This window comes from Streptomyces sp. NPDC092370, from assembly GCF_044755265.1.
GTDB lineage: Bacteria > Actinomycetota > Actinomycetes > Streptomycetales > Streptomycetaceae > Streptomyces.
The window spans coordinates 642,172-653,626 of record NZ_JBIVQO010000001.1 but is presented as its reverse complement, the minus strand read 5'-3'; the positions used below and the strand labels follow the sequence as shown (position 1 = coordinate 653,626).

The window sequence follows — 11,455 nt, the reverse complement described above, 5'->3', positions numbered from 1 at the left end:
AAAATAGTTCAGAGCGATCGAATAAAACAAGGGGTCCGTTCGCCCACCCCGCCGCATCCGTGCGCCATCTCCCGGGCCCGCCAGGCCTCGCACACGCACCCCTCACGCCCTGCCGACGGGTCCCGTCGAGGTACGAAAGCCCTGCTCATGCCTACGACGCCCACCCGCCGCCCCGCCCCGCTCCCCTCGTCGGCGGACGGTCACAACGAGGGCTTGTTTAACTGTTCACCTTGCTCTAATTTTTTCTGCATCGCGATCCGCTCCTGCCGTCGCGACGCCCGTGCCGTGCCGTCCCCCGGCTGTCCCGGGCTGATTCAGAACCTCCTCCCGAGGTTCCTCTCACCCTGGGAGCCCCTATGCACCGCACCGTGGCGTCGTCGCGGGAACCTCCGGCAACCCATCCGCCCTCGCCCAGGGCCGGCCCGAGCCCAGCCAGGCACACGCGGGCGTCGCGGGCCCGACCGCGATCAGCAGGCCGTTAGGGTGACGTCGTGGTGAATGCAGCGGGCAAGTTCGGGCCGTACAACCTGCCGGGCCCGGCTCCTACGACCTCGGTCACCGGCGTGGGACAGGTCCGCGCGCTGCCTTTCGGGGGCCAGAGCGGATCCGATCTCGTCCGGTCACGGATCGCGCTGCGGGTACGCCTGGGATCCGTGCGGCCCGGGGAGCGGCTGCCCGATGCCGGGGTTCTCGCGGAGGAACTGAGGATCGGTGAGATCACCGTGCGCCGTGCGCTGGAGGGCATGTGTCAGGACGGCCTGCTCGACCGCCGGCGCGGACGGACGGGCGGAACCTTCGTCGCGCAGGACTGGGACACCGTCGTGGCCCTGATGCACGATGCCGAGGAGGCGGCCGCACTGGACGCTTTCCATCTGCTGCTGGAGTGCGGCCTCGTGGCGCACGGCTCGGGAGAGGTCCCGGCCGAGCGGCTGGACGGACTTCGCGCGCTGGTCGAGGAGATGGAACGTCCCGAGGACCCGGCACGCATGGCCGAGCTGGAAACCCGCTTCCATCTGGACCTCGCGGAGGCCCTCGGCGGCCCGGGGATCCGTGAGTTCGCGGCCGATCTGCTCGGCCGTCTGTGCCTGCTGACGCCGGCACCGCAGTCCGAGGTGGTACGGGCACAGAACAGCTGCCACGCCGAACTGCTCCGCGAACTCGGTCGGGGTGCGACCGATCCGGCCGTGCAGGCAGTGAAGGCACACCAGCGTTCCCGGCACCGCTGACACCCGGTCCGTACCGGCCCGACCCGCGAGCACACGCGGACCCGTAACGCCACCACACCGCACGAGGAGTTGCCCCATGCCCACCCCCGGAGCCGGAGCGCCGTCCCCGCCGGATCCCGTCGGCGGCGCTCCGCAGCGGCTGCGCGGCGGCGTCCTCGGCATGGCGGACATCGCCGCCGCCACCATGGCCAACGTCGGCCCGGCCATGAGCTTCTTCTTCGGCTTCCCCTTCCTGGCCGCCACCGCGGGCGTGGCGTCACCTCTGACCATCGTCGCCGCCGGTTTCGCGGTCGCGCTCCTCGGCAACACGCTGGCGGAGTTCTCCCGGGCGCACCCCTCGGCGGGCAGCTTCATCACCTTCGTGGGCAAGACCTTCGGACCGGTCAGCGCGGTGACCACGGCGCTGCTCGCGGCACTGGGCTACATCATCGCCATGGCCGGCGTCATCTCGATCTCCGGCGGGTTCGTGCAGATCACTCTGCACCACTACACCGGCGTGGACCTGCCGTGGATCATCTGGACGCTGCTGCTCACCGGGCTGGCCGTGGCCCTGATGCTGCGCGGGGTCGTGGTCTCCACCAAGTGGGCCGGCTACTTCTTCGGCGCGGAGATGCTGGTACTGGTCGCGGTCTCGATCGCGGCACTGGTGGAACACCGGGGCCAGCTGTCCTTGGATCCGTTCCTGCCCGGCCATATCAACGACGGCTTCAAGGGCCTGGCGGCGGGATTCCCTCTGGGGGTGTACATGCTCATCGGCTGGGAGAACTCGGCGGCACTCGCCGAGGAGACGGAGAATCCGCGGCGCAACGTCGGCCGCGCGGTGTTCTCCTCCGTTGCGATCATGACGGTGAGTTACGTCCTCTTCGCCTACGCCACGGTGACCGGCTTCGGCTACGACGTGGACAGACTCGGGGACTCCCGGATCCCCTTCGTCGAGGTCGCCCACGACACCCTCGGCGTGCTGGCGCTCCTCGCCTACCTCGGCGGTCTGACGTCCACCCTCGGCGTGCTGATCGCCGGCATCAACTCCCAGGCCCGCCTGGTTTTCAACGCCGGACGCGAGGGGCTGCTGCCGTCCTTCTTCGGCTACGTCCACCCCATCCGCCGTACGCCGAACAAGGCGATCGTCACCTTCACCGCCACCGCCCTGCTGATCATCGGCGGCTGGGGCCTGGGCCACCTGCTGGGATCCGACGGCCGCTCGATGAACCCGGTGGTGTTCTTCACCGAGGCCTCGACGCTCGGCGCCATTCTGATCCTGCTGGTCTACCTCGCCTCCAACATCGCCCTGCCCCTGTACTACCGCAGATACCGCCCGCAGGAGTTCCGGCCGGTCCGGCACCTCTTTCTGCCCGCACTCGGCACGGTCGCCATCCTGGTCCCGCTGTACTACCTCACCAAGCCCGGCCAGCCGGCGCCGTACAGCTGGTTCCCCTACGCGGCCATCGCCGCCCTGCTCGCCGCCGTCGCCTACGCGGCCCTCCTGGTCCGCCGCGACCCGACCCTGGCCGAACGCGTCGGCTCCATCGTCGCCGACGCGGACTGAGCCCACACGGATCCGATCGACCCCGGTGTCGGGCCGGCCCAGGTGCTGTGAGCAGCGAGGACAAGGGGCTGAAGCCGGAGGACACTGCGACCGGCAAGAGGCGCTGGACGTTCCCGGTCGGAGACACCCTGTGGGGCGGACCAGACGGTGACCGGCGGAGTCGTGTACGCCGTCGGCCAGGGCTGCACCCTGTCGGCCGTGAACGCCGTCCCCAGCAGCTTGTCGTGGTCCTTCCCCACGGGGCGAAGGCGGAAGACGCCCCCTTGGTGGACAACGGCACGCGCTGTCCGGCCAACGGGCCGGACCTGTACGACGTGCACGCCTTGGCCCTGGGGACGCCAACCGTTGTCGGACGGCGTCCGTCGCCTCGTCAGCGGGGCGGTCCTGACTCATCGGGAGGTCTTCCGGTTCGAGGCAGCCGAGGCCACGGACGTTGCACAGTCCCCGGGTGCCCGGCCGCCGCACCGCGTCAGCCCTTGCCACTCACAGCAGAGGCCGCATAGGCGAAGGTCGCCGCGCAGCCACTTCCGATTACCTGCGTCCTGCCAGTGTCCCGAATTCGGTGTCCACCCGCTCGCACAGGCCGTCAGCGGCAACTCGCCCCGATGGTGGGCCACCACGTTTGTACAGGTCGGAGCAATCCGAACGAACGGCGAGCGTAACGGCGTCGAACTCGCGAGCAGCGGATTCAATCCGTTGGCCCGAATCCGCCCGCCCGCTGAGACGTTTCCGCAGGTCGCAGACCTGCTTGGTGGGGCGGGTGGGACTCGAACCCACGGCCGACGGATTATGAGTCCGCTGCTCTAACCGGCTGAGCTACCGCCCCATAGCGGCGTGTCGCGTACATGTGTGCGCGCCGTCTGCCGCAGCATAGCCGCTCATACGATCTCCTGCTTCGGCTGGGCGGCTGCGCACGGCCTACGTGACCTTGAGGACTGCGCCGGGCGCCGCGCGGTTCCCGGAACAGCGGATCGGACATGAAAAAGGACCCCTGAGAGGGGCCCTCGTTCAACCTGCTCCCCCGACTGGACTCGAACCAGTAACCTGCCGGTTAACAGCCGGCTGCTCTGCCAATTGAGCTACGGAGGACCGAGCTCCCCGGACTGGACTCGAACCAGTAACCTGCCGGTTAACAGCCGGCTGCTCTGCCAATTGAGCTACCGAGGAAGGTCTCGTTGTGCATCGAACGCACCTACCTGGGTATTCGCCAGGGGGCGCGCGTTCGCTGCGACACATACATTAGCGCAAGCAGGGGGGTGCTCCGCCAATCGGTACCCCCCGGCGCCGACGTCGCACTGGAGACCTATGCAAGGAAAGGGTGGCAGCCATGCGTTACCGGCTCACGTTCGTCGCCGGAGTCGTCCTGGGTTACGTGCTGGGCACGAGGGCCGGGCGCGAGCGCTACGAGCAGCTGAAGAAGTCAGCCCGGCAGTTCGCTCAGAACCCCGCCGTCCGCAACACCGCGGAGACGGCGGCCCACCAGGGCCGTGAATTCGCGGGCAAGGCGTACCACGTGGTGAGCGACAAGGTGGGCGACCGAGTCCCCGAGTCGGTGGCGGACCGGGTCCGCCAGCTCCGCGACCGGGCCACCCACAACGGTGGCGGGGACGACTGGGGCACGAGCAACACGTGATCGTTTGATGCCGAGCAGGTCAGCGCCCCGAAAGGGGCGCGGGGAACGGCGCGACCGGTCACCACGAGTCCTGCACTCGCAACCCGGCACCAGCCCCCACGGCGCCCACGGCTCCAGCCGGCGCAGCGGTACGGCAGAATTTTGGCCATGGGGATAGTCGCCGGGTTGGACAGTTCACCCGATTTCACTCGTATCGTCGTCTGTGACACGGACTCAGGAGCCGTGCTCAGGCAGGGATATGCGCAGCATCCGGTGGAGGTTCCCGAGAGCGGCGGCCGGCCGTCGGACGTCGATCCACAGGCCTGGCTGCTCTCCCTGGGCGAGGCCGCGGGCGGCGGGCTGCTGGAGGGCGTCCAGGCGATCGGCGTCTCCGCGCAGCAGAACGCCGTCGTGCCGCTGGACGCGCAGGGCAACACCGTGCGGCCGGCGATGGTCGGGGGTGACAAGCGGACGCAGGTCGCCGCGGCCGATCTGGTCGACGCGCTGGGCGGGCGCGAGGCGTGGGCACAGGCGGTGGGTTGTGTGCCGCAGGCCGCGCAGCCGATCACGAAGCTGCGCTGGATGGCCCGGACCGAGCCGGAGAACGCGCGGCGCACGGCGATCCTCCTCCAGGCGCACGACTGGCTGGTGTGGCAGCTGCTGGGCCGGCCGGTCCGCCGGACCACCGACCGCGGCGGGGCGTCCGGCACCGGCTACTGGTCGGCGGCGACGGGCGCCTACCGGCCCGATCTGGTCGAGCTGGCGCTCGGGCACCAGGTGATGCTGCCGGAGGTCATCGGCCCGGCGGACGCGGCCGGTACGACGCCGGAAGGGCTGCTGATCTCCGTGGGGACCGGGGAGACCATGGCGGCGGCGTTCGGGCTCGGCATCGGCCTCGGGGACGCGGTGGTGTCGCTGGGCGCGTCCGGGTCCGTGATGGCCGTGCACCCCGAGGCGCTGGTCGACGGGTCCGGGATGATCACCGCGCTCGCGGACGCGACCGGCATGCACCTGCCCGTCGTCACCACGCTGAACGCCGTGCGGGCGCTGCGCGGGGCCGCGGAGTTGCTGGGGCTGCCCGATCTGGAGAGTCTGTCCGATCTGGCGATGAAATCGACCCCCGGGTCGCACGGGCTGGTGCTGCTGCCCTATCTGGAGGGTGAGCGGACGCCGAATCTGCCGCACACCGCCGGGACCCTGGCCGGGCTCAGGCGCGAGTCGATGAGGGCGGAGCATCTGGCGCGGGCCGCGTTCGAGGGCATGCTCTGCGGGCTCGCGGACGCGCTGGACGTACTGCGCGGCCGGGGTGTGGAGGTGCGGCGGGTGTTCCTGCTCGGGCCGGCCGCCGAACTGCCCGCCGTGCAGGCGGCGGCACCCATGCTGTTCGGGACGCAGGTCGTGGTGCCGCAGCCCGCGGACTACGCGGCGATCGGCGCCGCCCGCCAGGCGGCCTGGGCGCTCGGGGCGTCGCAGGGCACGCTCGACGTGCGCAATCCGCCGGCCTGGCAGGGCGCGGTGGCGCAGGTGCTGGAGCCCGGGGACGAGCTGGCCGTGGGACAGGCGGTGCGGCAGCAGTACGTGGCGGTGCGGGAGCAGACGCATCCCGGGGCCCTCTGACCGGTGACCGGCTCGAGGGCCTGCTGGGTTAATTCGGTTGGGGTAACGCGGGTGGAGTGTTCGACGATAGGGGCCAGGGGCAACCACCCGGCCCCGTCACCCACTCCGAGAGAAGCAGCGTGCTCATACGACTTCTGCGAACCTACCTCAGGCCCTACCAGAGACCCATCGCCCTGCTGGTGCTGCTGCAGTTCCTGCAGACCTGCGCCACGCTCTATCTGCCCACGCTGAACGCGGACATCATCGACCAGGGTGTCGTGAACGGCGACACCGGCTACATCCTGGGCTACGGCGGCCTGATGATCGGCATCTCGCTGGTCCAGGTCGTGTGCAACATCGGCGCCGTGTACTACGGCGCCCGCACGGCCTCGGCACTCGGGCGGGACGTGCGCGGTGCCGTGTTCGACCGGGTGCAGTCGTTCTCCGCGCGTGAGGTCGGGCACTTCGGGGCTCCCTCGCTGATCACCCGGACGACGAACGACGTCCAGCAGGTGCAGATGCTGGCGCTGATGACGTTCACGCTGGTGGTGTCGGCGCCGATCATGTGCGTGGGCGGCATCGTGCTGGCGCTCGGCCTGGACGTGCCGCTGTCCGGGGTGCTGGTGGCGGTCGTGCCGGTGCTGGGCGTCTGCGTGACGCTGATCGTGCGGCGGCTGCGGCCGCTGTTCCGCGCGATGCAGGAGCGGCTGGACTCGGTGAACCGGGTGCTGCGCGAGCAGATCACCGGCAACCGCGTGATCCGCGCCTTCGTCCGGGACGAGTACGAGCAGCAGCGCTTCCGGAAGGCCAACACCGATCTCACCGACGTCGCGCTGGGCACCGGCAACCTGCTCGCGCTGATGTTCCCGATCGTCATGACGGTGGTGAACCTGTCGTCGATCGCCGTGGTCTGGTTCGGCGCGCACCGGATCGACAGCGGTGGGATGCAGATCGGTGACCTGACGGCGTTCCTGGCCTATCTGATGCAGATCGTCATGTCCGTGATGATGGCCACCTTCATGTTCATGATGGTGCCGCGCGCGGAGGTGTGCGCCGAGCGCATCCAGGAGGTGCTGGACACCTCCTCCAGCGTCGTGCCGCCGACGGCGCCGGTGCGGGATCTGCGCCGGCACGGGCATCTGGAGCTGCGCGGGGCGGGCTTTTGCTACCCGGGTGCCGAGGAGCCGGTGCTGCGTGCCGTCGACCTGGTGGCCCGGCCGGGCGAGACGACCGCCGTCATCGGCTCGACCGGCAGCGGCAAGTCCACGCTGCTCGGGCTGGTGCCGCGGCTGTTCGACGCGACCGACGGGCAGGTGCTCGTGGACGGCGTCGAGGTGGCGCAGATCGAACCGAAGCTGCTCGCCAAGACGGTCGGCATGGTGCCGCAGAAGCCGTATCTGTTCGCGGGGACCGTGGCGACCAACCTGCGTTACGGCAATCCGGACGCCACCGACGAGGAGTTGTGGCACGCGCTGGAGGTGGCGCAGGCCAAGGAGTTCGTGGAGCGGCTGGAGGGCGGGCTCGACTCCCCGATCGCGCAGGGCGGGACGAACGTCTCCGGTGGTCAGCGCCAGCGGCTCGCGATCGCCCGGACACTGGTGCAGCGGCCCGAGATCTATCTCTTCGACGACTCCTTCTCCGCGCTCGACTACGCCACGGACGCCGCCCTGCGGGCCGCGCTCACGCGGGAGACCGCCGAGGCGACCGTGGTGATCGTCGCCCAGCGGGTGTCGACCATCCGGGACGCCGACCGGATCGTGGTCCTCGACGAGGGCCGGGTCGTCGGCACCGGACGGCACCACGAGCTGATGGCGGACAACGAGACCTACCGGGAGATCGTGCTCTCCCAGCTGACGGAAGCGGAGGCTGCCTGATGGCGGGGCCCATGGGGCGGATGATGGCCGGGGGCGGCCCCGACCAGCGCTCGCTGGACTTCAAGGGATCGGGCAAACGGCTCGTCGCGCAGTTCCGGCCGGAGCGCGTGACCATCTGGGTGCTGCTGCTGTGCGTGGTGCTCAGCGTCGGCCTCAACGTCGTCGGGCCGAAGATCCTCGGCAAGGCCACCGACCTGGTCTTCGCGGGCATCGTCGGACGGGGCATGCCCGAGGGGGCGACCAAGGAGCAGGTCCTCGACTCCATGCGGCAGCGCGGGGACGGTGACGTCGCCGACATGCTGCGCAGCACCGACTTCACCCCGGGCGAGGGCATCGACTTCACGGCCGTCGGGCATGTGCTGCTGCTCGCGCTGGGCGTGTTCACGGTGGCCGGGCTGCTGATGGCGGTCGCCACGCGGATGGTGAACCGGGCCGTGAACCGGACCATGTTCCGGATGCGCGAGGACGTGCAGACGAAGCTGTCGCGGCTGCCGCTGTCGTACTTCGACCAGCGCCAGCGCGGTGAGGTGCTGTCGCGGGCGACGAACGACATCGACAACATCGGGCAGACGCTCCAGCAGTCGATGGGGCAGCTCATCAACTCGGTGCTCACCATCATCGGTGTGCTCGCGATGATGTTCTACGTCTCCTGGATCCTGGCGCTGGTCGCGCTGGTGACGGTGCCGCTGTCGTTCGTCGTGGCCACGCGTGTGGGCAAGCGGTCGCAGCCGCACTTCGTGCAGCAGTGGCGTTCCACGGGCACGCTGAACGCGCACATCGAGGAGATGTACACCGGGCACGCCCTGGTGAAGGTGTTCGGGCGGCAGGAGGAGTCGGCGCGGCAGTTCGCCGAGCAGAACGACGCGCTGTACGAGGCGGGATTCAAGGCGCAGTTCAACAGCGGGGTCATGCAGCCGCTGATGATGTTCGTGTCGAACCTCAACTATGTGCTGGTCGCGGTCGTCGGCGGGCTGCGGGTGGCCTCGGGCTCGCTGTCGATCGGTGATGTGCAGGCGTTCATCCAGTACTCGCGGCAGTTCTCCATGCCGCTGACGCAGGTGGCGTCCATGGCGAACCTGGTGCAGTCGGGTGTCGCCTCGGCGGAGCGGGTCTTCGAGCTGCTCGACGCCGAGGAGCAGGACGCCGACCCGGTGCCGGGCGTGCGGCCCGGGGAGCTGCGCGGGCAGGTGGTGCTGGAGCACGTGTCGTTCCGCTACGACCCGGACAAGCCGCTGATCGAGGACCTGTCGCTGAAGGTCGAGCCGGGGCAGACGGTCGCCATCGTCGGCCCGACGGGCGCGGGAAAGACGACGCTGGTGAATCTGCTGATGCGGTTCTACGACGTCACCGGCGGGCGCATCACCCTCGACGGGGTCGACATCGCGCGGATGTCCCGGGACGAACTGCGGGCCGGGATCGGCATGGTGCTCCAGGACACCTGGCTGTTCGGCGGCACGATCGCGGAGAACATCGCGTACGGCGCGTCCCGGAAGGTGACCCGGGGCGAGATCGAGGAGGCGGCCCGGGCGGCGCACGCGGACCGGTTCGTCCGGACGCTGCCGGACGGGTACGACACGGTGATCGACGACGAGGGGACGGGGGTCAGCGCGGGTGAGAAACAGCTGATCACCATCGCCCGGGCGTTCCTGTCCGACCCGGTGATCCTGGTGCTGGACGAGGCGACCAGCTCGGTCGACACCCGCACCGAGGTGCTGATCCAGAAGGCGATGGCCAAACTGGCGCACGGGCGGACCTCGTTCGTCATCGCCCACCGGCTGTCGACGATCCGGGACGCGGACACGATCCTGGTCATGGAGAACGGGTCGATCGTGGAGCAGGGCGCGCACGAGGAACTCCTCGCCGCGGACGGGGCCTACGCCCGGCTGTATCAGGCGCAGTTCGCGCAGGCGGTGGCGGAGATCGACTGAGCGCTCCGCGGGAGGCTCCGCGATACGCCGTCGATCGAGCGCGGCACCATCGCGGCGGGTGACGCCGGCCCGCAGCCGGCGTCAGTCCAGGTAACCCCGCAGCTGGTCCGCGAAGGTGTGGTCCCGCAGCTTGTTCAGGGTCTTGGACTCGATCTGCCGTATCCGCTCCCTGGTCACGCCGAAGATGCGGCCTATCTCCTCCAGGGTGCGCGGGCGGCCGTCCGCCAAGCCGTAGCGGAGCTGGACCACCTTTCGCTCCCGCTCCCCCAGGGTCGACAGGACCGCTTCCAGGTGTTCCCTGAGCAGGAGGAACGCGGCCGACTCGACGGGGCTTGCGGCGTCGCCGTCCTCGATGAGGTCGCCGAGCGCGACCTCGTCCTCCTCGCCGACGGGCGCGTGCAGCGACACCGGTTCCTGGGCGAGGCGCAGGACCTCGCTGACCCGCTCCGGCGGCAGGTCCAGGTGGGCCGCGACCTGCTCGGGTGTCGGCTCGTAGCCCCGCTCCTGGAGGATGCGGCGCTGGACGCGGACGACCCGGTTGATGAGCTCCACGACGTGGACGGGGACCCGTATCGTGCGGGCCTGGTCGGCCAGGGCGCGGGACATGGCCTGCCGGATCCACCAGGTCGCGTACGTGGAGAACTTGAAGCCGCGGGCGTAGTCGAACTTCTCCACAGCCCGGATGAGTCCGAGGTTGCCCTCCTGCACGAGATCGAGCATGGTCAGGCCGCGGCCCACGTAGCGCTTGGCGACGGAGACGACGAGCCGCAGATTCGCCTCGATCAGACGGCGCTTGGCCACGCGGCCCATCACGACGAGCCGGTCCAGATCGAGGGCGAGCTGACTGTCCAGGTCGGGGGTGAGCCGCAGCTTCTCCTCCGCGAACAGGCCGGCCTCGACGCGGCGGGCGAGTTCGACCTCCTCGGCGGCGGTGAGCAGGGGGATGCGGCCGATCTCCCGCAGGTACTGGCGGAACAGGTCCGACGAGGGGCCGCCGGTCTCGGCGCGGACCGGCGGGGATTCGACGGCTTCGGGGGGCTCTGCCGTCTCGAGGGCCTCGGCGGGCGGCTCCTGCGGCTCCGGTTCCGACTCGGGGTGGTGCGCGACGCGGCTCTGCGCCGGAAGCGCGGACAGGGCGTCGGGATCCGCGTCCGGAGCGGTGCCGTCGGCGCCGGGGGCGGCACCGACGTCGGCCTGGGCGAGGGTCTGGGTCTGCACGGGGGCGACCTCCAGGATGATCGCTGCCAAGGAGTGCGGCAGCGGTACTTCGGGGGCGGAGTCGACGGCCTCGCCGCTTTCCGTCCCGTACGCGATGAGCGGAACCGCGGGGGTCTGTGACCCGTCGGTGACGGGCAGGCCGCGCTCCGAGGACTCAGGCACCGGAACCCAGTGTGGGGTAAGACACATCGTCGCCACGAGGGGCGTGCGATGACTTTTTGCTTCCGGTCCGTGACCGCGCGGTCGCCCCTCGTGGAAACCCGGGTGCCACACGCGTTCCACCCGGCGGATGGAGGACGGCCGGACGGACCGGATGCCGGCCGGGGCCCCGGAGGCGCCCACAGGAGCCGGCCGATGCCCGGGGGCGGGAGGCCGCGATCTCGGCGCGCGACGCGGTGGCCGAGGAGATCCGGACCTGCGAACGGGTGCCCGGGCGGCGCACGGTGCCCCCCCCT

7 protein-coding genes and 3 tRNA genes are annotated in these 11,455 nt (G+C 70.3%); 6 read left to right on the top strand and 4 right to left on the bottom strand.

The annotated features are described in order from the left end of the window. Window positions 1–491: 491 nt before the first annotated feature. Together ACIQHQ_RS02870 and ACIQHQ_RS02865 are read left to right on the top strand one after the other, a co-directional pair. The gene (locus ACIQHQ_RS02870; RefSeq protein ID WP_402609424.1) at window positions 492–1,226 is read left to right on the top strand and encodes a FadR/GntR family transcriptional regulator; all 735 of its coding nucleotides are present in this window, start codon (window positions 492–494) and stop codon (window positions 1,224–1,226) included. A gap of 76 nt (window positions 1,227–1,302) precedes the next feature. Further along, window positions 1,303–2,772 (top strand): APC family permease, encoded by a 1,470-nt coding sequence (locus ACIQHQ_RS02865; protein ID WP_402609422.1) that lies wholly within the window; start codon window positions 1,303–1,305, stop codon window positions 2,770–2,772. A 749-nt stretch (window positions 2,773–3,521) separates the two neighbouring features. Here the strand turns inward: ACIQHQ_RS02865 and ACIQHQ_RS02860 are convergent. The 3 genes from ACIQHQ_RS02860 to ACIQHQ_RS02850 all read right to left on the bottom strand — a co-directional run bounded on the left by ACIQHQ_RS02860 (window position 3,522) and on the right by ACIQHQ_RS02850 (window position 3,939). Continuing rightward, a tRNA-Ile gene (locus ACIQHQ_RS02860) sits at window positions 3,522–3,598 on the bottom strand. Window positions 3,599–3,788: 190 nt separating this feature from the next. Continuing rightward, a tRNA-Asn gene (locus ACIQHQ_RS02855) sits at window positions 3,789–3,861 on the bottom strand. A gap of 5 nt (window positions 3,862–3,866) precedes the next feature. After that, window positions 3,867–3,939, bottom strand: a tRNA-Asn gene (locus tag ACIQHQ_RS02850). Between the two features lie 160 nt (window positions 3,940–4,099). On the opposite strand from ACIQHQ_RS02850, the gene ACIQHQ_RS02845 reads away from it, so the two are divergent. From ACIQHQ_RS02845 to ACIQHQ_RS02830, 4 genes are all read left to right on the top strand, one after another. Further along, a complete protein-coding gene (locus tag ACIQHQ_RS02845; protein ID WP_402609420.1) occupies window positions 4,100–4,405 on the top strand; it encodes a YtxH domain-containing protein in 306 nt (101 codons plus the stop codon). A gap of 147 nt (window positions 4,406–4,552) precedes the next feature. Then, window positions 4,553–6,001, top strand: a complete 1,449-nt coding sequence (locus tag ACIQHQ_RS02840) for an FGGY-family carbohydrate kinase (protein ID WP_402609418.1) — start codon at window positions 4,553–4,555, stop codon at window positions 5,999–6,001. A gap of 119 nt (window positions 6,002–6,120) precedes the next feature. Further along, on the top strand, window positions 6,121–7,854 hold the full coding sequence (locus ACIQHQ_RS02835) for an ABC transporter ATP-binding protein (protein WP_402609416.1): 1,734 nt from the start codon (window positions 6,121–6,123) through the stop codon (window positions 7,852–7,854). After that, window positions 7,854–9,782: an ABC transporter ATP-binding protein gene (locus ACIQHQ_RS02830; protein ID WP_402609414.1), complete on the top strand. Its 1,929-nt coding sequence runs from the start codon at window positions 7,854–7,856 to the stop codon at window positions 9,780–9,782. Before ACIQHQ_RS02835 ends, ACIQHQ_RS02830 begins: the two co-directional genes overlap by 1 nt. 81 nt (window positions 9,783–9,863) lie before the next feature. Here the strand turns inward: ACIQHQ_RS02830 and ACIQHQ_RS02825 are convergent, their stop codons facing one another. Further along, window positions 9,864–11,162, bottom strand: coding sequence for an RNA polymerase sigma factor (locus ACIQHQ_RS02825; protein ID WP_402609412.1), 1,299 nt, complete (start codon window positions 11,160–11,162; stop codon window positions 9,864–9,866). Between the last annotated feature and the right edge of the window lie 293 nt (window positions 11,163–11,455).

What these genes read in the sequence shown, in the direction of transcription:
- ACIQHQ_RS02865 (WP_402609422.1), top strand. Translation starts at nt 1,303, where the DNA reads ATGCCCACCCCCGGAGCCGGAGCGCCGTCCCCGCCGGATCCCGTCGGC.
- ACIQHQ_RS02845 (WP_402609420.1), top strand. Translation starts at nt 4,100, where the DNA reads ATGCGTTACCGGCTCACGTTCGTCGCCGGAGTCGTCCTGGGTTACGTG.
- ACIQHQ_RS02840 (WP_402609418.1), top strand. Translation starts at nt 4,553, where the DNA reads ATGGGGATAGTCGCCGGGTTGGACAGTTCACCCGATTTCACTCGTATC.
- ACIQHQ_RS02830 (WP_402609414.1), top strand. Translation starts at nt 7,854, where the DNA reads ATGGCGGGGCCCATGGGGCGGATGATGGCCGGGGGCGGCCCCGACCAG.